Source organism: Sporosarcina sp. FSL W7-1349, assembly GCF_038003045.1.
GTDB lineage: Bacteria > Bacillota > Bacilli > Bacillales_A > Planococcaceae > Sporosarcina.
Map to the genome: position 1 here is coordinate 468,288 of NZ_JBBOOK010000002.1, position 25,223 is coordinate 493,510.

At 48.4% G+C, this 25,223-nt stretch carries 21 protein-coding genes and 1 CRISPR repeat array; of the genes, 10 read left to right on the forward strand and 11 right to left on the reverse strand.

The genetic code is table 11. The features are described 5' to 3' along the window. Window positions 1-4: 4 nt before the first annotated feature. The 3 genes from cas3 to MKY41_RS16230 form a co-directional block, all read right to left on the reverse strand. Complete coding sequence (gene cas3 / locus MKY41_RS16220) at window positions 5-2,458, reverse strand: CRISPR-associated helicase Cas3' (RefSeq protein ID WP_340746084.1); 2,454 nt, start codon at window positions 2,456-2,458, stop codon at window positions 5-7. A gap of 163 nt (window positions 2,459-2,621) precedes the next feature. Continuing rightward, window positions 2,622-2,906, reverse strand: a complete 285-nt coding sequence (locus MKY41_RS16225; protein ID WP_340746085.1) for a transposase — start codon at window positions 2,904-2,906, stop codon at window positions 2,622-2,624. Between the two features lie 357 nt (window positions 2,907-3,263). After that, a CRISPR array of direct repeats spans window positions 3,264-5,636; the repeat unit is 32 nt; unit sequence ATTTCAATCCACGCACTCGCAAGGAGTGCGAC. 236 nt (window positions 5,637-5,872) lie between these two features. Further along, window positions 5,873-6,613: a MerR family transcriptional regulator gene (locus tag MKY41_RS16230; RefSeq protein WP_340746086.1), complete on the reverse strand. Its 741-nt coding sequence runs from the start codon at window positions 6,611-6,613 to the stop codon at window positions 5,873-5,875. A 248-nt stretch (window positions 6,614-6,861) separates the two neighbouring features. Here MKY41_RS16230 and MKY41_RS16235 point away from each other — a divergent pair, with 248 nt between their 5' ends. From MKY41_RS16235 to MKY41_RS16250, 4 genes are read left to right on the forward strand one after another with little or no spacing between them, the layout of a single operon-like run. Further along, the gene (locus MKY41_RS16235) at window positions 6,862-7,068 is read left to right on the forward strand and encodes a helix-turn-helix transcriptional regulator (protein ID WP_340746087.1); all 207 of its coding nucleotides are present in this window, start codon (window positions 6,862-6,864) and stop codon (window positions 7,066-7,068) included. Continuing rightward, window positions 7,065-7,454 carry a hypothetical protein gene (locus MKY41_RS16240; protein WP_340746088.1) on the forward strand — a complete coding sequence of 130 codons (390 nt, stop codon included), beginning with the start codon at window positions 7,065-7,067 and terminating at the stop codon, window positions 7,452-7,454. Before MKY41_RS16235 ends, MKY41_RS16240 begins: the two co-directional genes overlap by 4 nt. After that, a complete protein-coding gene (locus MKY41_RS16245) occupies window positions 7,451-8,191 on the forward strand; it encodes a hypothetical protein (RefSeq protein WP_340746089.1) in 741 nt (246 codons plus the stop codon). Before MKY41_RS16240 ends, MKY41_RS16245 begins: the two co-directional genes overlap by 4 nt. Next, on the forward strand, window positions 8,191-8,625 hold the full coding sequence (locus MKY41_RS16250; RefSeq protein ID WP_340746090.1) for an SMI1/KNR4 family protein: 435 nt from the start codon (window positions 8,191-8,193) through the stop codon (window positions 8,623-8,625). The genes MKY41_RS16245 and MKY41_RS16250 overlap by 1 nt, the downstream gene beginning before the upstream one ends. A 13-nt stretch (window positions 8,626-8,638) precedes the next feature. On the opposite strand, the gene MKY41_RS16255 is transcribed toward MKY41_RS16250, so the two are convergent. The 8 genes from MKY41_RS16255 to MKY41_RS16290 form a co-directional block, all read right to left on the reverse strand. Then, entirely contained in the window at window positions 8,639-9,718 is a 1,080-nt protein-coding gene (locus tag MKY41_RS16255) for a serine hydrolase domain-containing protein (RefSeq protein ID WP_340746091.1), read from the reverse strand. A gap of 264 nt (window positions 9,719-9,982) precedes the next feature. Continuing rightward, on the reverse strand, window positions 9,983-11,440 hold the full coding sequence (locus MKY41_RS16260; RefSeq protein WP_340746092.1) for a carbon starvation CstA family protein: 1,458 nt from the start codon (window positions 11,438-11,440) through the stop codon (window positions 9,983-9,985). 140 nt (window positions 11,441-11,580) lie between these two features. After that, on the reverse strand, window positions 11,581-12,312 hold the full coding sequence (locus MKY41_RS16265; RefSeq protein ID WP_445683346.1) for a LytR/AlgR family response regulator transcription factor: 732 nt from the start codon (window positions 12,310-12,312) through the stop codon (window positions 11,581-11,583). Continuing rightward, window positions 12,312-14,051, reverse strand: a complete 1,740-nt coding sequence (locus tag MKY41_RS16270) for a sensor histidine kinase (protein WP_340746093.1) — start codon at window positions 14,049-14,051, stop codon at window positions 12,312-12,314. The genes MKY41_RS16265 and MKY41_RS16270 overlap by 1 nt, the downstream gene beginning before the upstream one ends. 239 nt (window positions 14,052-14,290) lie before the next feature. Continuing rightward, window positions 14,291-15,298 (reverse strand): NAD(P)H-dependent flavin oxidoreductase, encoded by a 1,008-nt coding sequence (locus tag MKY41_RS16275; RefSeq protein WP_340746094.1) that lies wholly within the window; start codon window positions 15,296-15,298, stop codon window positions 14,291-14,293. Window positions 15,299-15,309: 11 nt separating this feature from the next. Then, the gene (locus MKY41_RS16280; protein WP_340746095.1) at window positions 15,310-16,458 is read right to left on the reverse strand and encodes a PstS family phosphate ABC transporter substrate-binding protein; all 1,149 of its coding nucleotides are present in this window, start codon (window positions 16,456-16,458) and stop codon (window positions 15,310-15,312) included. Between the two features lie 120 nt (window positions 16,459-16,578). Beyond that, the gene (locus MKY41_RS16285; protein ID WP_340746096.1) at window positions 16,579-16,773 is read right to left on the reverse strand and encodes a YwbE family protein; all 195 of its coding nucleotides are present in this window, start codon (window positions 16,771-16,773) and stop codon (window positions 16,579-16,581) included. Then, entirely contained in the window at window positions 16,773-17,381 is a 609-nt protein-coding gene (locus MKY41_RS16290; RefSeq protein ID WP_340746097.1) for a class I SAM-dependent methyltransferase, read from the reverse strand. Before MKY41_RS16290 ends, MKY41_RS16285 begins: the two co-directional genes overlap by 1 nt. A gap of 167 nt (window positions 17,382-17,548) precedes the next feature. Here MKY41_RS16290 and MKY41_RS16295 point away from each other — a divergent pair, with 167 nt between their 5' ends. From MKY41_RS16295 to MKY41_RS16320, 6 genes are all read left to right on the forward strand, one after another. Continuing rightward, window positions 17,549-17,989 carry a YtoQ family protein gene (locus MKY41_RS16295; RefSeq protein ID WP_340746098.1) on the forward strand — a complete coding sequence of 147 codons (441 nt, stop codon included), beginning with the start codon at window positions 17,549-17,551 and terminating at the stop codon, window positions 17,987-17,989. A gap of 132 nt (window positions 17,990-18,121) precedes the next feature. Continuing rightward, complete coding sequence (locus tag MKY41_RS16300; RefSeq protein ID WP_340746099.1) at window positions 18,122-19,060, forward strand: PstS family phosphate ABC transporter substrate-binding protein; 939 nt, start codon at window positions 18,122-18,124, stop codon at window positions 19,058-19,060. 474 nt (window positions 19,061-19,534) lie between these two features. Next, window positions 19,535-20,473, forward strand: a complete 939-nt coding sequence (gene pstC / locus MKY41_RS16305; protein ID WP_340746100.1) for a phosphate ABC transporter permease subunit PstC — start codon at window positions 19,535-19,537, stop codon at window positions 20,471-20,473. Between the two features lies 1 nt (window position 20,474). After that, entirely contained in the window at window positions 20,475-21,350 is an 876-nt protein-coding gene (gene pstA, locus MKY41_RS16310; RefSeq protein ID WP_340746101.1) for a phosphate ABC transporter permease PstA, read from the forward strand. A 13-nt stretch (window positions 21,351-21,363) separates the two neighbouring features. Next, window positions 21,364-22,182 (forward strand): phosphate ABC transporter ATP-binding protein PstB, encoded by an 819-nt coding sequence (pstB, locus tag MKY41_RS16315; protein WP_041071879.1) that lies wholly within the window; start codon window positions 21,364-21,366, stop codon window positions 22,180-22,182. Between the two features lie 111 nt (window positions 22,183-22,293). Continuing rightward, window positions 22,294-25,119, forward strand: coding sequence for a hybrid sensor histidine kinase/response regulator (locus tag MKY41_RS16320; RefSeq protein ID WP_340746102.1), 2,826 nt, complete (start codon window positions 22,294-22,296; stop codon window positions 25,117-25,119). Window positions 25,120-25,223: the final 104 nt, after the last annotated feature.

Below are 25,223 nucleotides of genomic sequence, written 5' to 3' on the forward strand. Positions count from 1 at the left end.
CCCATTAAAAAATTAATTGACCTAACTTCCCTTCTCCCTCCGTCTCCAACCCATACTCATCATGATAGCCACCGTCTTTCAGGGCATAGATCGAGTCATTATAGAGGGATACAATCAATCCATCCGACGCCAACTGCTGAAGTGTATGGCGATAGACATTCACACAATATTGTTGAGCCTTTTTCAGATATTCATTGAGCTTGTCATAGTCATCTATATCTTCATTTAATTTGCCAATCAAATCTTCTCCCTCACCATAAGGTACCAAAATCGCAGTTGTCGGAGCTTCGATCACCTCAAAATGCGATTCCAACGTTTTGAACATTGAACCCATTAATGTTTTAGGGCTTTCTTGCGACATTGCTGCTAAGTATTTGGGACTGCGTTCCAGTAATTCAACGAGTTCAACATTCAGTAACGAATCCGTCATTTGAACTTCCCGTTCCGCTTTTTTCAAATAAAAGGCAAAGTAAGTTTGAATAGCGGCCGGACTCAGCAAATCTTTAGCAAACTCCTCGCGGCTAAGGATATCTTCCTCCATCACCTTTTGACCGAGGGCAATCTCGGGCAATCTGGATAGCTCCTCATCTTTAGCATGAATTATATAGACGATTCCTTTTTCCCTTTCAGCGTGCCGATTACATCGGCCAGCCGCCTGCGCGATGGAATCCAAGCCCGCTAGCGACCGAATGACACATTCGAAGCTGATATCCACCCCAGCCTCAATCAATTGAGTACTAACACAAATCACTCGCTCCTCGGGTGAGTTAAGCTTGTCATTCACTTCTTTTAAAATATCCTTTCTATGCTGGGGACACATCGATGTGCTTAAATGGTAAACAGGAATATCAGTTGTATTTTTTAGTTGCTGGTATACATTTAAAACCGCTTTTTTTGTATTCAAAATGATAAGCAATGATTGCTTATCCTCCAACTCATTTATCGCAAAACGGCTAATCTTTTCAGCTGTCCACCCCTCAGTCTCCACCTTATTTTCAATAGACACTCGCTCGAAGGCCTTCACGACGTCTGGCAGATTTCTCACCATTTCCGCGTCTTCTCCCATAAGGATCGGATACTTTGTCTTCGCAAGTGTCGGTTGCGTCGCAGTGCAGAGTAAAATGCTGCTATTGCCGAAATGGTGAAGGAAGTTCACTGCGCTGTTAAACAAAGGAATATGTTTAACAGGCACGGACTGCACTTCATCAAAGATAATGACTGCATTTGTGAGATTATGTAGTCTTCGGGCTTTGCGTGTCCCCTTGGCATAGAAAGTATCTAGAAACTGAACCATTGTCGTAAAAATAATTGGGTAATCCCAATTGTCCCGAGCAAGCTGCATTTTCTTCTTTGCCAATTGCCGATAATAGTCGGGCTCGTCCTCACCAGCGACATCATCAATTACGTTTGCATGATGTTCCAATACCATTTCTTTATTCTTTATGATTCCCCTAACCGCATCAGCATTCTGCTCCAAAATTGTGGTATAGGGAACTACATAAATAATCCGGTCTTTTGGCTTTAGGCTTGATTTGGCGTGTTGCAGGGCATATCGTAAACTTGCAAATGTTTTCCCCCCGCCTGTCGGAATGGATAATTGATAAATAAAGGATGGTTCTTCTGCAAGATCATCACATCGTTTTGACATTTCTGCCCGCAGTCTGTTAATAGGTTTTGATGCCTTTGGACCTGTTTCCCACTCTTCTAATTGATTAGTCAAGTGCTTATAGCTCTCTATAAAGAATGCTTGATTTGATGTATGCACAGGTAATGTATCCCCTTCATCAAATCGTCGAGAATCTGTTCGATCCGCATCGATTAGACAGCTAAAAATATATTTCATTGCCAAGCTATTAAAAACAAACGGGGAAATATCCTGTACAGTTCCATTTCCCTTTGTCCGATAGTTTTGCATAATCTGTTGAACACCAGTAGAAAACGCTTTCATTTCTTCCAATGAGTCATGATATAATTTATCGACCTTCTCTCTATTTCCCGGAATTTTGAGGAACTCAGCACACACTTCTTCATAGTAAGGCAAATCTTTTCTGCATACTCTTCTAAAAAAATCAGATTGGCTACCGTCCGTTTGTATAAAGTTTTGTAAGCCCGAATGATGGGATAGTATAACCATGCCAATGACTTCTACAACCAGGTTATTAATAACCTCAGCATGATTTTGCGGCTTGCCAACATAGTAGGTTTCGTACAGATATTTCGCACCTGCCGTCGAATGATCAATCCTTTCCAAGGGTTGATCAGTTTCTTTCACTGCATTTTCAATATAAACACTAAAAGCATTCGTGTTTTTACCCATGTCATGTAAAAAACCAGAAAGAGCAGCCATCGATGCAAACCCTGCTTTTTCCCCATATTTTTCTGCAAGCGATGCAACTGATGTCAAATGATCTTGTACTGCTTGAATTTTATGATCCGTCTTCCTCATATGGGCAATCATAGCTACACCATCTCCAGTAATATCATACCAATATTCTACCATATTAGCTGGCAAAAGTAATCTAAATATACTATTTTTGGGTTCATCTTATAAACCTAATCTATTTTCCCTAGAGTATGTAGTTTCAATAATAAATAACAAGTCCCCCCTCATTGAACTTTGCTCACCGCCCCATAATTTGTATTGCTAATTTTAGGATGTCATTTTGCCACTTTAAGTGTTGAGTTTCAAAACGTAACCTGACCAGCTCAGCTTCTATAGGTTTTTCCCATTCCTTCTCCCTATGGCATCCAAGGGTTTGATATTGTTTCACCCATTTACTAAACAAAGAAGCCGATAAATTATACTCCTGCATTATCTCAGTTCTAGGTTTTCCAGCTTCATAGAGTTGGATAATTTGTTTTTTGAATTCGGGAGGAAACGTCCTTCTTGATCTTTTTTTAAGCACAAAATTTCTCCTTTCTAAGTTTTATTAAATAATTAATCCATATATTTATTGATAAATATAACTATACAATTGGAAGTTGTCAAACTATTATAAATAAAAAAGGAGATTGCCAAAATCGAATTTTACCGACTTTTTTTGGCAATCCCCTATTTTTATTGAATAAAACTTATTTTCAATCCACGTACTTATCCGAGTACGACAACAGAATTATAACACAAACACAAATTATTAAAAGTTTTCCCTTTGTACACTCACACGGAATGTGGCGACTAAACGATACTATTGGGTGATCATTTTGATTGCACTCGCAAGGAATGGCAACGCTTCCGAAGTGGTTGAGTATCAAGTCCCGTTACGATTTCAATCTACGCACTCGCAAGGAGTGCGACTCACCATCCTTTTAAAAGCCTGTGGAAGCGTAGATTTCAATCCACGCACTCGCAAGGAGTGCGACATACCAGGACCATATCCGGGAGAAAGCATTTGCGGGATTTCAATCCACGCACTCGCAAGGAGTGCGACCTCCTTGTGGGCGCTTTTTCTGCTTATGTATCAGAATTTCAATCCACGCACTCGCAAGGAGTGCGACCTGCGATTCGTCGAGACGTGGGGAGGTGACAGTATTATTTCAATCCACGCACTCGCAAGGAGTGCGACCAAAGGCAAAATGGTCAATGGTGTGTTTGTTAAAATTTCAATCCACGCACTCGCAAGGAGTGCGACGCATCGATAAAAGCTTGGTCAATTGCAGTAGGACATTTCAATCCACGCACTCGCAAGGAGTGCGACTGTTCCAACGCCCCGCGTGTACCTCGAAATGCAGGTATTTCAATCCACGCACTCGCAAGGAGTGCGACGCACGATAATAATTCAATCTGGAATCATACTTAGATATTTCAATCCACGCACTCGCAAGGAGTGCGACGTCTTTAGATATATCTGGTTTTAGGTTTTCTAAAATTTCAATCCACGCACTCGCAAGGAGTGCGACTGGCAGGGTGCCGGGGCGGGTGCATATTGCTCCTGTGATTTCAATCCACGCACTCGCAAGGAGTGCGACCAGAAAATCCTGTCACAGACAAATTGATCGACGGAATTTCAATCCACGCACTCGCAAGGAGTGCGACTGGAGCCCTAATTATCCCAATGCTGATTAGCATGATGATTTCAATCCACGCACTCGCAAGGAGTGCGACTCGCTCGGCACCGGCCGACCTGCCGTATTTCTGGGATTTCAATCCACGCACTCGCAAGGAGTGCGACTCGAGTTCGCATCCGTAGTCGTCGCTATAAATACGATTTCAATCCACGCACTCGCAAGGAGTGCGACCAGTTTTTCCTTTTCCAATTCTTTCGACTGAAGGATTTCAATCCACGCACTCGCAAGGAGTGCGACCTGTTTTGATTGGTGGAATTATAGCGCCAATTGGTATTTCAATCCACGCACTCGCAAGGAGTGCGACGTTGTGCCGATTGCCATCACGAGATCACGACGGCGATTTCAATCCACGCACTCGCAAGGAGTGCGACTTTTTACGATTACGATCCGATTGAGTGCCCGTTGATTTCAATCCACGCACTCGCAAGGAGTGCGACCTGGCACCCGGGACGCTATCGGCATCGATCACCACCATTTCAATCCACGCACTCGCAAGGAGTGCGACGAAATTCTTGAACCAATTCGTTTGCAGATTGAAGAATTTCAATCCACGCACTCGCAAGGAGTGCGACCACGTAAAGAGCGAATCAAAAATAAGGCCTTTAAATTTCAATCCACGCACTCGCAAGGAGTGCGACATTTGGTCTTGAATTTGGATACCGTCAAGCATTAATTTCAATCCACGCACTCGCAAGGAGTGCGACATAAACACGCCTCCTTATTCATCCAATTTAAATTTATTTCAATCCACGCACTCGCAAGGAGTGCGACTATAAAGTAATCATAAACAAATGTGAGTCAAATGATTTCAATCCACGCACTCGCAAGGAGTGCGACTAGTGATGTTCACTATTTAAAGTGTAGCGACTGTGATTTCAATCCACGCACTCGCAAGGAGTGCGACAGAATATGCACATTCCTACCAAACTCGAAGGGTGATTTCAATCCACGCACTCGCAAGGAGTGCGACCCCGCTCAATTGTTCTATCAGGAGCTTCTAACGAATTTCAATCCACGCACTCGCAAGGAGTGCGACTCTCCAAAAACGCCTTGCGAATCATGCCGACATTATTTCAATCCACGCACTCGCAAGGAGTGCGACGAAGCAATGCCGATTGACGTGTTTTATGAGTATATTATTTCAATCCACGCACTCGCAAGGAGTGCGACATTCTCCTTATCATAAATGTAAAGAACTTCATTCTTATTTCAATCCACGCACTCGCAAGGAGTGCGACGCAATTTTGGAAAGTTGTATTCTCGTGACAGTCGAATTTCAATCCACGCACTCGCAAGGAGTGCGACGCAATTTTGGAAAGTTGTATTCTCGTGACAGTCGAATTTCAATCCACGCACTCGCAAGGAGTGCGACTGATGTGTTTAAATATTTATTAGCCAACAACACAGATTTCAATCCACGCACTCGCAAGGAGTGCGACATCAGTCTTCGAAGGCGTAATAACAGAAGAGCCTATTTCAATCCACGCACTCGCAAGGAGTGCGACGAGCCAGTGACGCAGGCGGTCAGCCCATATTTACATTTCAATCCACGCACTCGCAAGGAGTGCGACAGCGAAAAAGACGTGTAAAAAGTGAAATTCAACAAATTAACGTTGGAAATTAAGCAATTTTGTTCTTACCTACATTTCTTCATCACCAATTATATCCATAAAATACTTTATTCTCAATTTTTCCAGGTGCGAATCTCCCGATAATTTCATGATCGCTTTAGGTTCGCACTAAAAAATCAATACCTTTAAATGCTTAATCATACTTATAGACTGTTAAGTGATTAGCTACCCCTATCTCACCCCTTACTCCTGTTTTTCGATTCTCCCCCATACACGCCCATCGCATCTCGCATCCACTCCGCCAATCCCTTCCCGAACTGATCAATATTCTTGGTAAACCGCTCATCCGCCACATACATCTCCCCCAACCCTTTGAATGCCTCCAAGGAATAGGAACCCATTTTATTCAAAAAAACATACCACTCACCGATTGCTTCCTGTGCTTCTGCAGATGCCGGAGGGAGATGGCGCAGATCGGCCAACTTAAAATAGATGCGGTTCATCTCCTCTTGCAGTTCTGGACCGAATTGGCCGATCTTTTTATTGGACTCATCAACGGCCTGGTCCCCCCATCGTTCCCTTGCCTCTTGTTCATATGGGTTATGGCTGAAATCAAATCCTTTAAATTTTTCCTCATTCGTCATCGTTCTTTCCCCTTTCTCATGTCGGATGGTCTTTTCGATTGTGTCAATCATTACGTCCAATTTGTTTCGTTTGGCAATCAACATGTCGCGCTGCAGTTCGAACGCTTCCTGCCGGTCGAAGGATGGACTTTCAAGCAGCTCCTTGATTTTCCTCAGCGGGAAACCGAGTTCCCGGAAGAATAGAATTTGCTGCAGCGTCGCCAAGTTATCGTCCGAATACAACCGGTATCCCGCTTCAGTCACCCCATCGGGCACGAGCAGTCCGATTTCGTCGTAGTGATGTAGCGTCCGCACGCTTACTCCAGTCAACGACGATACTTCCTTCACTTTCATAGCCCCTACCTCCTTTCTGATTTCCATTATGAGCTATCACGTAACGTGAGGGTCAACAGCGATTTATATAAAAATATCATCACCCAGGCGGTCACTTGGTAATCAGCATGACCCATACCTCAGACTAGCCCGGCTGTCTATTTGACATCCCCCAAAACTTCTAAGTGTAAAACATATTTGACACCTACAACCATACCACTTATACTTAGGGGTGTAAAAGATGTTTAACACCAAGAGGAGTATGATGCGTGAAAAATCTCATAAAAACATACCGGGAACAACGAGGGCTGTCGCAAGGGAAGCTGGCGGACTTGTGTGATGTGAGCCGGCAGACGATCAATGCGATCGAAAACGATAAATATGACCCGAGTCTGCAGTTGGCATTCGATCTGGCTCGTATATTGGGAGTTCGGGTGGATGAATTATTTTTGGATGAAAGGAAGGGATCGGAATGAGTTCACGAAAAATCGGTGCCACCCTGATCGGATTGGCGACGCTTGGCGTCATCATTTTCACGATTTATAAATTAGCAGCCGGGAAGGAAATCGGGTTCAATGAAATCGGGTCAATCAGCATCCTGTTAATGATGTACTTTTCAGCAATAACATGGGGAACGAAAGAGGAGAAGGACGGGATCTTGCAAGAAGAGGAGCTTGGTCAGCGGATTACTGAAAAAAGTGCAAAAATCAGCTATTTTATCTTGCTTGTCGCCATCCTGCTTGCGGTGGCCACTGAACAATGGATCTATGGTTCTTCCAATATCTTTCTTCTGATCATTCTGGCGCTTGCCATGTGCACGTTGCCGTTCGTCGAGTTTCTCGTGGCCAGGAAATATCAATGAAGCGACCAACGTTCTTGCTAGCCGCAGCTGTGCTGCTCCTCGCTGTTTCCTTCGGCCCGTTGTTTGTCATTCTGCGGGAAGGGTGGATCGACTGGATCGTGAAAATGCGGTATTCGCTCCATCATGCCTATATCGATGAATTTGGTTTCGAGGACATTATAGACACCCAACAACTGGATATCGATGGGCAGACCATCCGGATCGAGGAGGAGGAAACCGGCAACCAAGCGCCTTTGACACCGTGGGATCGGGAGGAAAAGGTTCCGCCTGGCGATATTGTAAATATCCATTGGTTCATAAATAACAAAGAAGCCTCCACCGCGGATCCGATTTGGCTTTCCAACCGGCAGCGGGGCAGCCGCTATTTTTCCTGGCTCGACGTCGTGAAGGTCCATGATCGACTAACGGGAGTGGATCAGGTCAAAATCATCCAGAGGCTTACAGACGACAATGAAATGGAACAACGGAAGTGGAAAATCCTCACGATCCAGGAGGACAAGACAACCGAAGAGACCTTGACATATGAGGAACGCCACCGCAACCCGTTAGGTGTGAAACTGGTGAACTTCTCGAACACCGGGTTGATGGCGATGGGGTTTCATTCGGACATCCTCCAAGGGTTTCCGAGCTTGTTCTTCCCATTTCTTTACCCGTTCTTTACCGCACTGCTTGGCGTCATCCTGCTGATCCTAGCTCTTCGGCTGAATAAAAAAACAAGGAAAGGTCGGAACATCTAATGTGGAAATCATATATACGAAGCATCGCAAACGGATATCACTTCACAGAACCCGCTGATCATGCTTCTATCGCAAGGGTCCACCAGGAGCTTCATGTATTTCTTCCTCCAGATCTGCTAACCTTGCTAAATGAAACGGACGGTGTCTTCGACGAATTCAACTGTCCGCTCATCTGGCCTGCGGATAAAATAGTAGAGGAGAATCTGTTCTTCCGGAATTTTGCAGATTACAAGGATCTCTACATGCCTTTCGACCATCTTCTGTTTTTCTCGGACAGTGGAGCGGGCGACCTGTTCGGTTATTCTATTTTGAATGGGCAGATCCAGCGGGATGATATTTTCGTCTGGAATCACGAGGACGACAGCCGCACTTGGGTTGCGTCGTCTTTGAAAGACTTCATCGACGGCTGGGTGAATGACCGGATTACCGTGTAAAAGCGAAAGCCTCTCACAATGACGTTTTCCGTTTTTCCCCTTTCAACAAATGATCGACTACCTGCAGCATGAAGCGGATTCCTTTTTTATCATAGCGGAAATGGTTGAAGCTTCCGATCACGTAGGCGTCCATCCGCGGATGATAGAACAGGAAGGAACCTGTCGATCCTGCGTTGCCCCAGACGTTATATTTCGCAGGCATGACAAACGGGACAGTTTTGATGTTCATCACCCCATAGCCGTACTCGATGCCGATAAAGAACTTCGACCAATCGCTTTTGATCATGGCAAGCGTCTTTTCATTCACCAGTTGATGATGGACCAACGCTTTCATGAAAAGGAGCTGATCCTGCGTTGTCGAGACGATGCCCCCTCCCGCGTACAGGAAACTTAAGCTGGTCCGATCAGTCATATCCCCGTTCTGCAAATATAAACGGGCCACCGGCAGCTCCGTTTCCACGACAGCGTCCGAGAAGGCGAGATAGGAATGGGTCATTCCGAGCGGTTGGAAGATCATCTTCCGCAATACATCCCCGAGCGGCTGCCCCGTCGCCTTTTCAACGGCCAGGCCGAGCAGATGATAGCCCGTATCCGAGTAATGGAACCCCTCGCCCGGCGGAAAATGCGGCGTCAAATGCTGTTTGGCCCACTCAACCACCCCGCGCGGCGTCCATTGCCGGGAAGGCTCCTCTAGTAAAATATCTATCATCGACTTTCCCTGTTTCGGCCGCTCTTCGACGAAATCCTGCAGACCTGACGTATGGTTTAACAGATGCTTCACCCGGATGTCTCCGGAGTAATCGGTCCCTTTATAGACATGGAGATCCCTCATCAATGCAGGGTCAATATACTTGGAAATCGGGTCGTCAAAACGAATCGTGCCACGTTCCGCCAGCATCCCGACCAAAACGGCGGTGATCAGCTTGCTGACGCTGGCGATATAATACGGCTGACGGGGATGATGATCCACATTGCCTTCCGACAGCTGCACATCAATGCCCTGCCTTTCGGAATACACCAGCAATAACGCATTATGTATTTTCGGATCTCTCCGCACTTTTTTCCTAAAAAAGCTTTCAATGGAAGCCCCCACTTCTTCATCCCCCGCCCTTTTTTATCCAATCTATTCTTTAAGCGTCCATTATATCATGATGATGCCCATACTGGGACGGAGGTCCTGATTCGGGAATAAACTATGAAAAGTGATGGATATGCTAGCGTATCTGACGAATAAATTTGTGAACTTGATGGATTCCCCCAAAAAATTGACGGATAAACTTGTGAACTGGACGGATATCCGCCCCCACCATCCCATTAAAAAAGCTATCCCTCGACCAAAGGGATAGCTTTTCTTCACTCAGACCGTAGTCATACCTTTCCAATTCGATACGTCTTCCTCCAGCGGAATCTGTTCGGCGCGCGCTTTGTTGGCGGCGACGAAGAAGATGGCCACGAGAGCTATCGAGATGACGGTCGCTCCGATGTAAGCGACGCCCATCGGCAAGTTGAATCCGATCTTTGCGTTCAGTATATATGTCGTGGTCGCCATGAGCATGAATGTCCCGGGTATGAGGGCGACCCAATAGTTCTTGCCGGCAATGAAGAGATACATCGCCCCGACGAACAGTGCTATGACCGCGGTCGACTGGTTCGCCCAAGAGAAATAGCGCCACAGGATGTCGAAATCAATGCGAGTCAAGACGATAGAGATGACGAACATTGGCAATGCGATCCATAGACGGCTGACCAGTTTGACTTGAGATACTTTGAAGTAGTCCGCAATGATCATGCGTGCGCTTCGGAATGCGGTATCGCCGGAAGTGATCGGCAGGATGATGACCCCGAGGATCGCCAATGTTCCGCCGACAGCACCAAGCATCATTGTGGAAGCTTCACTGACGATCATGGCAGGACCGCCTGCAGCTAGAAGTTCATTCAACCCGACTGGACCGTTGAAAAGGCTCATGCCTGCTGCTGCCCAGATCATGGCGATGATCGCTTCCGCAATCATCATGCCGTAGAAAATCTTCCGTCCTTGGCCCTCTTTCTGCGTCGTCCGTGAAATGATTGGCGATTGGGTTGCATGGAAGCCGGACAGCGCCCCACAGGAAATCGTCAAGAACAGAAGCGGGAAGATCGGCAGTTTATCCGGATGCAGGTTCGCCAGCGTCAATTCCGGGATATTGGCGCCTGTCAGGACCATCCCGCCGCCGACACCTACTGCACTGATAATGAGCAATGCACCGAAGATTGGGTAGAACCGGCCAATGATCTTATCGATCGGCAGCAAGGTTGCCAGAATGTAATAAATGAAGATGGCCGCTACGATAATGCCCATCGCCGCCCAGCCGTTCATCAAATTATATAAGAGACCTGCCGGTGCCGAAACGAATACTGTCCCCACCAGGACTAGCAACAGGATAGCAAATGCGTTTACGACGTGCTTCATGAATTTACCAAGGAATTTGCCCGCTAGCTCCGGCAAATGTGCGCCGCGGTTGCGGATGGAAATCATGCCTGTCAAATAATCATGCACCGCTCCGGCGAAGATGGCGCCAATGACGATCCAGATAAACGCGATCGGGCCATAGAGCGCCCCCATGATCGGACCGAAAATCGGACCGACCCCTGCGATGTTCAACAGCTGGATCAACGAGTTTTTTGTCGTGCTCATCGGCACATAGTCGACGCCGTCCCCGCTCGTATAAGCCGGAGTAGCCCGTTGCTCTTTCACGCCGAACATCTTCTCTATGAATTTGCCATACGTGAAGTACCCGACAATTAGCAAGACGATGCCAAATAGAAATGTATACATGAATGCTCCCCCTTTTCTCAATAAATGACAACGCTTTCATTTATTATAAAAGAGGAAGGCAACGAAAAGACCGATTCCGTCGCAACATGTAGGAATACCGGATTATTATGCTGCCAAGATAGACTGACATGCAGAGAGGTTCATAGCTCCAACCGCTGACGCAAGTCCTTGACGTAATTTCGGCTGACGGACAGCTTTTCCTGCCGTCCTTCCACTTCCAACTGGTAGGCTCCGTTAAACCAAGGCGTCAAGCGGCTGACATGATTCAAGTTGACCAAATAGCTCTTATGGATGCGGAAGAAAGGAAAGGAAGCAAGCCGGCTCTCCAACTCTTTCAATGAAGTACGAACTTCATAATCCCGCCGCGAAGTAATGATCTTCGTCACCTTCTCATCCCTGTACATATAAAGTATGTCCCGGATGAGGATGTAGTCGATCTCGCCGTCCATCTCAACCGCCAGCTTCCCGATATGGCTTGCCACGTCGCCCGGCGTTTGGGGTGTTTCTAATAATTTCTCAATCCTTCCAATCGTCTGTTTCAACTGATCTTCATCATACGGTTTCAATAAATAATCGACCGCATTGATGCGGAACGCTTCCGCTGCAAATTGCGGATAGGCGGTCGCGAACACGATGAGCGGCACCTTTTTCAATTCAAGAAGGGACTTGGCCGCTTCCATGCCCCCCATCTTCGGCATTTCCACATCGAGGAATACGACATCGGGCTGCAACTGCAATGTCTTCATGATTGCCGCTTCCCCCGAATCGGCCTCTCCCACGACTTGAATGGAAGGGAAATTGCCGAGCAGGAAGGTCAACTCCTCCCGTGCATAGCGTTCATCATCGACTATCAACGTCCGAATGGCACGCATCAGCTGGCCACCTCCCTTTTCGGAATGGTAAAGAACACATTCGTCCCTCTTGTGCTATCGCTGCGGATTTGCAGGGCCGCCTGCTCTCCGAACGTCATGACGAGTCTGCGGTTGACATTGAACAAGCCGACTCCTGTACCAGTGGCTGAAGAGATTTGATGGGCCCCCAGTTCAACTAGCCGTTCGGAAGGGATTCCCCGGCCGTTGTCCTGCACAGCGATTTCGATACCGTCTTTCAGTTTCCGCATCAAAATTTTCACGACGCTTCCTTTTTCCATGTCCCGAATGCCATGCTTGATGGCATTCTCCACGATCGGCTGGAGCGTAAGCGGCGGGATCATTTCGCCGAGGATCCGTTTGTCCACATCGTAGCAGATCGTCAGTTTATCGACGAAGCGCGCCTCTTCGATTTTCAGGTACGCCTCGACATGCAAGAGTTCCTGTTCCAGAGTCACCTTTTCCGCCGTCGTCCCCTCCAAGTTCTGACGGAGGAAATAGGACAGCGAGGTTAGCAGTTTGCGGGCTTGGTCCGGATCGGTCCGGATCAACGACACGATGATATTCATCGAATTGAACAGGAAGTGGGGACTGATCTGGGCTTGCAACATTTTGATTTCCGCATCTTTCGCCAGTTGTTGCAGCCGGTTCGCTTCGGCGATTTCGAGTTGATTGCTCAGCAAGGAGCTAAGCCCTGAGATAAGTTCGACCGTGACGTCGGTGATCGCTTTCTCGGATGGATAATAGAGCTTCAATGTGCCAATCGTCTTCCCGCCTTGTTCCAGTGGCGCAATGACTGCCGCCCCGAGCGGACAGTCGTCCCGGATGCAATGGATGGCGTCTTCATTCACAACGACAAGCCGGCCCTCCCGCACAACCTCTTTCGTAACATCGGTCTGGATGGCACTGCTCGCCTGATGATGATCGCTCGCTTCGCCGACGTGAGCAAGGATTTCAGTTTTGTTCGTCATGGCGACGGCGCTCGGTTTCAATTCCCGGTACAAGATATTGCAAACAGCGAGAGCGGTGGCATGATTCATGCCCTGGCGCAAATGGCCGAGGGTCTGGTCGGCGATGCGCAGCGTCTTCTGCGCTTGCAGGGCAGTCGTCTTCTCCTGATCGCTGATGACATTGTAAACGATGGCGAGAAAAATCGCCGCGCCGATTCCGTTCGCAAGGATCATCGGGATGCCGATCGTCTGAACCAATGTCAGCGCCTTGTCGAACGGCTTTGAGATAATTAAGATGAGGCCCATCTGGACCGCTTCCGCCATGGCTCCGATGCCGAACGCGGCAAGCGGCTTTACATGTCTCCCTTTTCTATAGAATGCGCTCGCGATGTAGCCAGAAATGATCGTCGACAAACCGCAGGAGATGGCCGTGAATCCACCGAGCGACATCCGGTGCAATCCGGCGATCAATCCGGCACCCACTCCCATCTTATAGCCGCCGAGCAATCCGGCGACAACGACCCCGATGACACGGGAATTGGCGATCGCCTCATCCGCCGCCAGTTCGAGCGCCACACTATTGAAATGCAAAGTATCCGTGTTGAATGCGACCCCAAAATACGTGCCGATCACTCCGAAGAAACCAAAAAAGAGGATGGCGTTCATTTCCTGTTTCCGATTGAGCGTATCCTGATGCACCATATTTTTAAAAAACTCCAAACGGGTCAGGATGAAAGCGACCGCCACAATCATCCCGACGCGCTCCAGCATGATGACCAGCAAATCCAGCATGGCAATCCCCCTTTCCCACAGATATCATATTGAATAAAGTATACTGCATTATCGCGGGTGCCGGTATCTATATTTTCAGATAATGTGGGAAGGCTGGCTGGTTCGTTGGGCATCTCGGGCAATTGATTGGACACCCGGTCCCGTTCGTTGTACATCTGCCCTATTTGGTTGGAAACCCTATCGAAATCAAAAAAATGCCTCAACGCTCACGGTTTCCCGTCTCGCCGAGGCACTTTTCCTTATAAAAAGCGTTCAATGATTTCCCGTACGGTTCCGTCTGTACTCGTTTCCACGCTCTCCCCCGCCCATAATGACATCCATTCCGGCTTCCCTTGCTTCGCCGCTTCCGCCCGGATCGCTTTTGTCAAGTCGTTCTGGTAAGGATACGGGGCGATAACAGCGTCTTCCATTCGCTCAATGAATTCGTTGCGAATACCGCGCGCCGTCTTGCCAGTGAACGCCTTTGTCAACACGGTGCTTCCTTCCTCGGCGTTCAACACTGCTTCTTTATAGAGCAGATGAGCCCCGCTTTCTTCTGCCGCCAGCAGGGCAGTCCCAATTTGCACCGCTTGCGCACCCTGTCGCAGCGCCCGGTCCATTTGTCCTTTATTCCCAATGCCGCCCGCCGCGATAACGGGAATCTGGACAGCTTCCACGACTTCTGGAAGCAGCTCGTCCAACGGGATGAATTGCAGTTCCCCGTCGAATGAACCCCGGTGTCCTCCCGCCTCCTTGCCTTGCGCCACGACCGCATCCATTCCCGCCCGCTCGGCTAGTATCGCCTCTTCCACGGTTGTCGCCGTCCCGATGAGCACCAGTCCGCCCTCCTTCAACTTCCGAACCGCCGCGTCATCGGGCAGCCCGAAAGTGAATGAAGCAATTGCTACCCCTTCTTCGAGCAGGACTTGGATCTGCGCGTCGAATTCAGACTTCGACATCGGGATCTCCCACGAAGCCATCCCCAATTTCTCGCCGATTGGCCGCAACGCTTCATAAGCTTCCTGTAAGCCGGTCTCTCCTACTTCGACTGTCTCCGGCACGAATAGATTTACTGCAATCGGCCGATCCGTCCGCATCTTCACCTGGCGAATGACATCCCGTGTCTGCTCCGCTGATAAATACCCGGCTCCGATCGAACCAAGCACCCCCGCTTCCGCGGATGCTGCCACAAATTCAGGTGTCGTCACCCCGGCCATCGGCGCTTGGATGATCGGATGTTTGATTCCCAATAATTCCAACACAGTCATCTCGCTTCCCCCTATTCGGAAATCGGCACATATCCAGTCTTTTCTACAATTTCCTGTCCTTGCGCCGATACAATCCACTCTAGGAAAGGTTCGATATGTGGGTTATCACTTCCTGCCGTCACTGCGTAAAATTCATTGGTCAACGGATAATCTCCCGACCGGATTGTGTCGACATTCGGATCCACCCCATCCACTTGCAGCAACCGGATGGCATTGTTTTTCACCATTTGCGTGGAATAATAGCGGAACGTAAACCCGATGGCATTATTGTAGTTTTTATAGTCAGATACCTGATCGATGATTGTGCCCATCAACGATGCGATGTCTTCCACCGGCGGATCCATGATCGGAACATCCCCCATAAAATGTTGCAGGGCAGTCTGACTTCCGCTATCTTCCGGCCGTTGAAAAGCGCGGATCGATTTCTTCTTCCCGCCGACTTCTTTCCAGTTCGTGATCTTCCCAGAATAAATCCCTTTCAATTCATCCGTCGTCAAACCTTGTACCGGATTTCTTGCATTGACGAAAAAGACGAACGCCTCCTGTCCGATCGGAGTTAGCTTCAACTCTTTGCCCATCCGCTCGGCTTTTGCCAACTGCGCCTCGGAAGGACTGAGGACAAAGATGATGTCCGCCCGACCATTGAGTAGATTGTCATAAGCTTTTCCGGTCCGGTTCGACATCACCTCGCTGTTGTATTGGTCATACTCCTTTTCAGGGTAGACTGCCTGCGCGAAAGCGGAGTAGACCGGATACAAGGCAGTCGCCCCGTCTAAGATTGGAAGATTTTCTGCCAGTTTCAGTGTCGCTGGTTGATCGAGTGAGACTGCTTTTGTACCTTCTTGAAAAGGCGCATAATCGTATGTAGAAACATATCCGTCTTGGATGACCGGCCGGGTTTTATGGTAAATTCCCGGTACAGCAATAGCGGCTGCCAGTACCATCGCAGCCAGCATGATACGGTTTATAAGCTTCTTGTGACGGGTCACCGGGAAAAAACTCATGACCATCAACGTCCCGATGATGAGATAGGAAACTACGATCAACGGCAGCAGGAATTTCATACCCATGAAGAAGATATACAGTCCGCCAATCAGAACAAATGGCAACAGAAATGCCATGACTACAACAACATACACAACACTCCCGAATTTCCCCAAATCGATTCCCCCTTTTGATGAAAGACACTGGCGGATTAACCAGGGTTGCAAACAAACCTCCTATGTAGCCCCTATTTCAGATGGCTTGTTCTCCTCCATCCCTATTGACCTGATTTTGAATCACTCCAAAATATCACAGACGCGCCCAACCTGGCCGTCCTGCAACCTCACTTTAATGCCATGCGGGTGGAAGCTGGAGTTGGTCAATAAATCTTTCACAACGCCTTCCGTCTTCACACCGGTCCGCTGGTCTTTTTTCAAGATGACAGCGACTCTCAAACCCGGCTTCACATCTGCTCGATTGCGTCCATTCATTACAAGGTCCCCTCTCTCTTCCTGAAAATGCTTTGCACTACATGAGCCGTACCGGTATGGAGCTTGCCCTCTTCCCGATGCACTTCACCGACGTGGAAATGCTTGATGAAATATCCATCGAACGCTTGCAGCAGTTGAATCGGATCGATGAGCAGCAACTCGTCGCGCGGTCCGCCCGTGCCATATGTCAGCTGCTCCTTCGTATATAATTCACTGATATAGACCCCGCCCGGTTTCAACGCTTTCTTGATTCCCGTCAGGGTCCGTTCTAGCACAGCCGGCGGGACATGGCCGAAAACATGGACAATGGCATCCCACTCTTCGGCCTGCCAATCCACCTCCGCTAAATCATGAAGTTCGGTATGCACCTGGACACCTTTCTCCCCCGCTAACCGCTGGGTCTTCTCCAATCCGGCGGGCGCAAAATCCCAGGCGGTTACATCCAAGCCGCGCGAGGCCAAATAGACCGCATTGCGCCCTTCCCCTTCCGCGATGCACAACACTTTGCCTCCCGTCAACACCGGTGCAGCTTCCATCACAAAATGATTCGGCTCTTTTCCATATACATACTCGTCCGCTGAAAATCGATCATGCCACGAATTCGTCATTGGACTGCCTCCTTTAAATATTATTTCGCTGGATACATCGTATATAAAAGGCATAAGGTTCTCATCCTTAACCTTCCTCCTTTAAGTGTAAACCGTCAATGCAGCGGGGGCAATTTTCTGATAATGAATGCTATACTTGGAGTATCAAGTAATGGAGGAATGATAAAATGAGACTGACTGTATATTTGGCCGGAGAGATCCATTCGTCGTGGCGCGAAGAAGTGAAACAGAAGAGCGCCGCTTTGAATTTGCCGATCGACTTTGTCGGGCCGATGGAAGATCATGACCGTTCCGATAACATCGGAGAGGAAATATTGGGCAAGCAGCCGAATGCCATCTTCAAAGATGCAGCGGCCTCCAGCTTCAATAATTTACGGACCGAGCTGTTGATGAAAAAAGCCGACCTTGTCATTGCGCTCTTCGGCGAGAAGTATAAGCAATGGAACACAGCTATGGACGCAAGCACGGCCGTCGCACTCGGGAAGCCTTTGATCCTCATCCGCCCAGAGGCCCATCACCACGCGCTGAAAGAAATCTCCCGCAAAGCGCATGCCACGTTGGAAAATGTCGACCAGGCTATTAAAGCACTGCATTATATTTTTGAATGAACGATTGGACCTTGCTGAGGCATCAGCAAGGTTTTTTATTTACATAACCTTTACATCTTATTCATACCCCCTCAATATTTGTCCCTTACGATTTGAAGTGTAATGAAAATGAGTTGAGGGGGATTACAACAGATGAAGAAGACGACAGTACTTGCATCGCTCGGACTAGCCTGCTCGCTATTTTTGGCTGCCTGTAACGGAGGGGACGGAAACACAGCCGCCCAAACGTCAGAAGGGAATGCACTGAGCGGAAAAGTCGCGGGTGACGGATCGTCGACAGTCGCACCGATCATGGAAGCAATCGTGGAAGAATACGCCCAAGTGGAAAAAGACGTATTGGTTTCAGTCGGCGTATCGGGAACTGGCGGCGGATTTGAAAAATTCATCGCAGGCGAGACGGACTTCTCCAATGCCTCCCGTCCCATCAAAGATGAGGAAAAAGAAAAGTTAGAAGCAGCTGGAATTGATTATTCGGAATTGCCAATCGCGTATGACGGCCTGACCGTCGTTGTGAATAAAGAGAACAACTGGATCGACTCCTTGACAGTGGAAGACCTGAAAAACATCTGGGTCGAAGATGGCACAACCAAAAAGTGGTCAGACATTGACCCAAGCTGGCCGGATGAAGAAATTGTATTCTACGCACCGGGTACAGATTCTGGAACCTACGACTATTTCAATGAAGTCGTCCTAGAAGATGGCGACCTCGTCAAAGCCGCAACACTTTCTGAAGATGACAATGTCCTTGTGACAGGAATCAAAGGCGATGTCAACGCAATCGGATTCTTTGGCTACGCGTACTATGAAGCAAATAAAGATTCATTGAAAGCCGTTCTGATCGACGGGGTGGAACCGAACTCGGAAACAATCGAATCCGGTGAATACACACCATTCTCCCGCCCGCTTTTCGTCTACGTGAATAATGATGCTGTCAAAAATAAAAAAGAAGTACGTAACTTCATGGAGTTTGTCATCGACAACTCAGCTGATATGGCCAAAGCAGTCGGCTACGTCCAACTGCCGGAAGAAGAATATAAAAAGACACGTGACGCATTGGACGCTGTAAACTAAACAGCCCCACCCCAGGCTGCTCCTGATTCATCGAGCAGCTTTCTTTATTCGGGGGCAGGTTCCTAATGATGTTTGAAGCTAAGTTCAAAACGTTTCAGAAGAACCTTGCAACGTTCGAGTCCTACCTCGAAACGTTTTCAAGATACTTCACAACATTCGAGACCAACTTCGAAACGTTTCAGGAACCTAACAACGTTTAAAGCCAAGTTCAAAACATTTTAGAAGAACCTTGCAACATTCGATTTCTACCTCGAAACGTTTACAAAAAACTTTATAACATTCGAAACTAACTTCGAAACGTTTTGGAAACCTCATAACGTTTGAAGCTTACTCCAAAACATTTCAGAAGAACCTTGCAACGTTCGAGTCCTACCTCGAAACGTTTACAAAGAACCACCCAACATTCAAGACCAACTACGAAACATCCATGGCCTATGCCATTTTAAAAAATTCCACCCTAAAGGAGTGCTCGTGTTGACTGCGATTCAACCGGTTGAGAAGACCAGGACCCGTGACCTCATTGCCGCCGCGAAAAAGAGGGAGACGTTCGGGAAACTCGTGCCGCATCTCTTGCTGGCGGTCACGTGCGTCACGATCCTGGCGACGTTCGGCATTGTGTTTACCTTATTGAAAGAGACCTTCACGTTTTTCGGCCAAGTGAAAGTGGCGGATTTCCTGTTCGGCACCGAATGGGCACCCTTTTCCAATGCAGCACCAGCATTCGGTGTCTTGCCGCTCGTTGTCGGCACGCTGAAAATCGCTGTCGTGGCCTTGCTCGTCAGCGTTCCGGCCGGTTTGGCTTGCGCCTTGTTCCTAAGTGAATACGCCTCGCCAACCATCAAGAAATTTATCAAGCCTGTCATTGAATTGCTTGCGGGAATCCCGACGATCGTCTATGGTTTCTTCGCCCTGACATTCGTCACACCTTGGTTACAGTCTTTCATTCCCGCCTTGAAACTGTTTAACGCGCTAAGTGCAGGAATCGTCGTCGGCATTATGATCCTGCCGATGATCGTCTCGCTGTCGGAAGATGCGCTGTCCGCTGTGCCCGCCTCCTTCCGCGAAGGTGCGTATGGACTTGGTGCCACCAAATTCGAGACGGCCGTCAAAGTCGTCTTTCCGGCCGCTATTTCGGGAATCGCCGCCTCTATCATCTTGGCAGCATCCCGCGCCATCGGGGAAACGATGATCGTCTCGCTCGCCGCCGGCTCGACACCCGCATTCAATCTGGACTTGACCGGTTCCATCCAGACGATGACTTCTTATATCGTCCAAGTGGCCACGGGGGATGCCGGCTATGGCACAACAATCTACTATTCCATTTATGCGGTCGGCTTCACCTTGTTCCTTTTCACGTTCGCTATGAATCGGATCGCTTTGTTCATCAAGACCAAATTCAGGGAGGAGTATTGATATGGTACGTGTTCTTCCATCGAAGACCAACCGGCGGCTCGCCAAAGATTCTGCTGTGAAGTGGCTGTTCAGCGCGGCGGCTGTCCTTTTACTCGCCATCATCGCCTTCCTCTTTTACGGAATCGCAGCAGATGGCGTCGGACGGTTGAACCTTTCGTTCTTCTCGAATTTCGGATCTCGCTTCCCTGAGCAAGCCGGTATCAAAGCGGCGCTCGTCGGTACCTTGGCCCTTATGGCGGTCGTCATTCCGGTTTCCCTGTTCCTAGGTCTCTGTTCCGCCATCTATCTCGAAGAATATGCGCCGAAAAACAGATGGACCGCCTTTATTGAGATGAATATCAGCAATCTCGCCGGCGTCCCATCCGTCGTCTTTGGATTGCTCGGACTGACGGTTTTCGTCCGTGCGTTCTCGCTCAGCAACAGCATACTCGCTGCCGGATTGACGATGAGTCTGTTAATCTTGCCAATCATCATCGTTGCCTCGCAAGAAGCGATCCGCTCTGTTCCAGACGCCCTGCGGGAAGCGTCATACGGAATGGGCGCAACGAAATGGCAGACGATTGTGCACGTCGTTCTCCCATCTGCTATTGGCTCAATCTTGACAGGCAGCATCTTATCGTTCTCGCGCGCCATCGGGGAAACGGCACCGCTTATCGTCCTTGGCATTCCGGTCATCGTCCACTTTCTACCGACCGGGCCACTGAGCACGTTCACTGCCTTGCCAATGCAAATTTACGATTGGGCTAAGCGACCGCAGCCTGAATTTGCCGACGCCGCTTCTGCCGGAATCATCGTGTTGCTCGTCATTCTCGTCTCTATGAATGCAGTTGCAATTTATTTCCGAAACAGATCAGAAAAAAAGCTTCAAAACCGATAGGAGGAACCTCCCGATGACTTTATTGAGAGACAGACAAGAAGAGAAACAGCTTCGCGTGGTGAAAAACACCAACTGGCAGAAGCCTGTCTATGAAACAAATGGCCTGAACGTCTGGTACGGCACGTCCCATGCATTAAAAAATATCGATTTAACCATCAACGAAAAAGAAGTGACCGCCATTATCGGGCCTTCCGGCTGCGGAAAATCCACTTATTTGAAAACGTTGAACCGAATGGTCGAGAACGCGTCGGATGTGACGATTTCGGGAAATATCACCTTGATGGGCAATAATATTCTCGGCAAGGCGATGCCCGTCGAAGAGTTGCGTTCGAAAGTCGGAATGGTCTTCCAAAAACCGAATCCCTTTCCGAAATCGATCTATGAAAATGTGGCGTTCGGTCCGAAAATCCATGGCATCCGTAACAAATCCGTGCTGGATTCCATTGTCGAAGACAGTTTACGGAAAGCGGCTCTGTGGGACGAAGTGAAGGACCGTCTCCATAAGAGTGCATACAGCCTTTCCGGCGGCCAACAGCAACGGCTCTGCATTGCTCGCTGTCTCGCGATTGATCCTGAAGTGATCCTGATGGATGAACCGACATCCGCCCTTGACCCTGTCTCAACCCATAAAGTTGAAGAATTGATCAATTCAATTAAGAACGATGTCACAGTTGCCATCGTGACTCATAATATGCAGCAAGCGGCCCGCATCTCCGACCGAACCGCATTCTTCCTGAATGGGGAAATCGTCGAATGCGACCGTACCACCACCCTCTTCAGCACACCTACCGACGAACGGACCGATGATTATATCAACGGCCGGTTCGGTTGAATCATCCATAGAAAGTTATCCGCCCCACAAGAAGCGGATAACTTTTTTTATGTCCTCATGGTAGAATAGTAGACAACTAGAAGGAATTTCAAAAAGAAATGAGGACTTTTTATGAGTAAAGGCGGGTTGCGGAGAAAATATCAACGCTCAACGTTGGTCTTGCTGATCATTTTGGCACCCATTATCTTCGGGACTTATTTATTCCTCCATCATAAGTGGGAAAACTTGGCCGCGGAACGGCAAACCACCTATGAAAAAGCAATGGCTATGGAGGATCTGTCCCGTTCCGTCAACGGCCTTTTCTTGCGGGCGCGAGGATATTACGCCTTCCAAATCGATGCCGAATTGGACGCAGCCTATGCGGAAATGAAAAACATCCGTCAAGCAATCGATCACTTACGGGCTGGCCAATTAAATGAAGAAGAACGGAAATTAATTGACGAAATTGAGGGGTTCCTCACCCGCTATGAGGAAGTCACCCTTCCTTACGGCATTTCCCTTGTCCAAGCAAATGATTATGAAGGATTGCGGAAACTTTCCATTGGCGGCACGAATGATACCGTCAATAAATTTATTGACTACTCGGAAAAATACAAGGGAAACCTAAACGACGGACTTCTCAGCATGTTTGGAAAACTGACGAAGCAATTGAATCTGTTCTATCTCTACATCTTGCTCGGCGGGACGGCGCTATTGCTCGCCATCCTCTGGATCATCCGACGGGTCATCATTGACATCATCCGTCCGATCGAACAGATGAAGTGGGCGGCTGATCGGTATCAGGATGGGCTGGACTTCCAATTCAATCCAATAGCACGGACAGATGAAATTGGTGCGCTTTCCGATTCCTTCGCCCGGATGATCCATACGATCCAAACGAAGGAAGACGAGTTGACTGCCCAAAACGAAGAACTCCTTTCCCAACAGGAAGAACTGATGGATAAGCAAACCCGCATGGAATCGGCGCTGTCTTCGGCACGGCACACTAAAATTCGATTGGAGCGCTATAATGGGCTGAATCACCAATTGTCATTTTCGTTGGACAAACAAGAGATTTTGGGTATCGTACTCCAATACTTTGATGAATTGTATAACCTCGATCTGGGTGCTGTCTGGTTGCCGCAAAGCGGAGAGTGCAGCTTGAAGGGACTGTCGGATGAACGCTTCGAAAGTTTCAAGCAGGAGCAGTTCGAATATATTCAGCTACGATTAGGCAAGGAGCCTTATTTTGTGATGAAGCGAGAAGCGAATTACGAAAAAGGCATTTCCACTGGCCGGACGTATGTCTATGACTACTTTGCCGGAATTAAGGAACATTCAACACAACTCGACGTGACCGTAGCTTTCTCGCGGATCGGGCGGCCGTTCTCGGAGGAAGATACGCTTGATATATACGGGCTGCTCAAACGGGTTGTGCTGGCGATCGACCGGGTGGAACAATATGAAAAAGTCAACCGGGAGCGGATGTTGAGTCAGACAATTTTGGATAACATTAACGAAGGAATCCGATTCGTTTCAAAGGACGGCGTACAGGATATCTACAACCGATCCCTCTTCCGCTTATTCGAGTTTCCAAAAGAATCGGAGACACAAGGGATCGACCCGGAAAAATGGCTCGACCATGTGTTGGACAAGGCAAGGGACAATGGCGACTTAAAGTTGTTTTTCAAAGCAGCCCTTGATTCGGACCATGTCTCCCAAACGTCTTATAGAATTTCAGGAGACGACTTGAAAGTGATGAATGTGTACAGCGTGCCCGTTATCATCGATCAGGAACGGATTGGCACAATTTTTGTACACCGTGACATTACCCAAGAATACGAAATCGACCGGATGAAGACAGAACTTGTTTCCACAGTGAGCCATGAATTGCGGACCCCTCTTTCCAGCGTGCTCGGTTTCACGGAGCTTTTACTATCGAAAGAGATGGACGGCAAACGGCAGAAGCGCTATTTGGAAACAATCCACAAAGAAGCAAAACGGCTGACGAGCCTCATTAACGATTTCCTGGATCTGCAACGGATGGAATCGGGCCGCCAATCCTATCAAATGGATGAAATGAATCTTTCCGAAGTGGCGAAAGAAGTGATGGACATGATCCAAGTGGACGACAACCATTCCATCATGATTGTCGACAAAGCCATTCAGCCGGTCATCACGGCAGACCATGACAAATTAGTCCAAGTGTTCACCAATTTGTTGAGCAATGCTTTGAAATTTTCGCCGGACGGAGGAAAAGTTCGCATTACCATTACAACCGAGGAGGACCGGGCCGTCGTTTCCATCGAGGATGAAGGAATCGGGATTCCGGCTAATCAAATCGGGAAAATGTTCGAGAAGTTTCAACGCTTCGATAATAGCTATAGCCGCAAAATCGGCGGAACGGGCCTGGGACTGGCCATTTGCCGGGAAATTGTGGAACAGCATGGAGGGAAGATCTGGATCGAATCCGAAGAAAATATCGGCACGACGGTATTCTTTTCATTACCATTGAAGGCATTGGCCAAAACAGAGCTTCTGTCAGCCAATAGCCCGTCGGTGATGATTGTGGAAGATGACTCCAGCATCGCCCTGTTGCTCGGGGAAGAGTTGAAGATGAAGGGCTACTCGGTCATCCACCAATCCAAAGTAAATCCAGCTTTCACCTATGCTAAGGAAGAACAGCCCGATTGTATTGTCGTCGACTTGCTTCTTGGCGAGAAACAGACAGGCTGGGACCTCGTTCAGCGGTTGAAAGAAGAAGAAGCCACTCGGCATATCCCGATCGTCATCTCTTCTGCCTTGGAGGAACAGAAGGATCTTGTCAACCGGTTCCACGTCGACCATTACATGACTAAACCGTATCCGCTCCAAGAATTATCCAACACCATCGCACAAGCCCTGCAAAAGCGCGATGGCCTGATTCTCTATCCGGACGAGGCTGCGGCAACCGAGTAAGAGACACAGGGAATCCAATATGGGTTCCCTGTTTTGGACTTGGGCGGATACATTCAGCATTGGGAAGTGGATGCAAAATGTTGCGAGGTGAACGTATTTCATTG

Bases quoted from the DNA above. Each gene is read 5' to 3' on its own strand.
- MKY41_RS16300 (WP_340746099.1), top strand. From the start codon at position 18,122: ATGAAGAAGACGACAGTACTTGCATCGCTCGGACTAGCCTGCTCGCTA.
- MKY41_RS16250 (WP_340746090.1), top strand. From the start codon at position 8,191: ATGTGGAAATCATATATACGAAGCATCGCAAACGGATATCACTTCACA.
- MKY41_RS16290 (WP_340746097.1), bottom strand. From the start codon at position 17,381: ATGACGAATTCGTGGCATGATCGATTTTCAGCGGACGAGTATGTATAT.
- pstA (WP_340746101.1), top strand. From the start codon at position 20,475: ATGGTACGTGTTCTTCCATCGAAGACCAACCGGCGGCTCGCCAAAGAT.
- pstB (WP_041071879.1), top strand. From the start codon at position 21,364: ATGACTTTATTGAGAGACAGACAAGAAGAGAAACAGCTTCGCGTGGTG.
- MKY41_RS16320 (WP_340746102.1), top strand. From the start codon at position 22,294: ATGAGTAAAGGCGGGTTGCGGAGAAAATATCAACGCTCAACGTTGGTC.
- MKY41_RS16295 (WP_340746098.1), top strand. From the start codon at position 17,549: ATGAGACTGACTGTATATTTGGCCGGAGAGATCCATTCGTCGTGGCGC.
- cas3 (WP_340746084.1), bottom strand. From the start codon at position 2,458: ATGATTGCCCATATGAGGAAGACGGATCATAAAATTCAAGCAGTACAA.
- MKY41_RS16265 (WP_445683346.1), bottom strand. From the start codon at position 12,312: ATGCGTGCCATTCGGACGTTGATAGTCGATGATGAACGCTATGCACGG.
- MKY41_RS16275 (WP_340746094.1), bottom strand. From the start codon at position 15,298: ATGACTGTGTTGGAATTATTGGGAATCAAACATCCGATCATCCAAGCG.
- MKY41_RS16260 (WP_340746092.1), bottom strand. From the start codon at position 11,440: ATGTATACATTTCTATTTGGCATCGTCTTGCTAATTGTCGGGTACTTC.
- MKY41_RS16245 (WP_340746089.1), top strand. From the start codon at position 7,451: ATGAAGCGACCAACGTTCTTGCTAGCCGCAGCTGTGCTGCTCCTCGCT.
- MKY41_RS16285 (WP_340746096.1), bottom strand. From the start codon at position 16,773: ATGAATGGACGCAATCGAGCAGATGTGAAGCCGGGTTTGAGAGTCGCT.
- MKY41_RS16270 (WP_340746093.1), bottom strand. From the start codon at position 14,051: ATGCTGGATTTGCTGGTCATCATGCTGGAGCGCGTCGGGATGATTGTG.
- MKY41_RS16230 (WP_340746086.1), bottom strand. From the start codon at position 6,613: ATGAAAGTGAAGGAAGTATCGTCGTTGACTGGAGTAAGCGTGCGGACG.
- MKY41_RS16240 (WP_340746088.1), top strand. From the start codon at position 7,065: ATGAGTTCACGAAAAATCGGTGCCACCCTGATCGGATTGGCGACGCTT.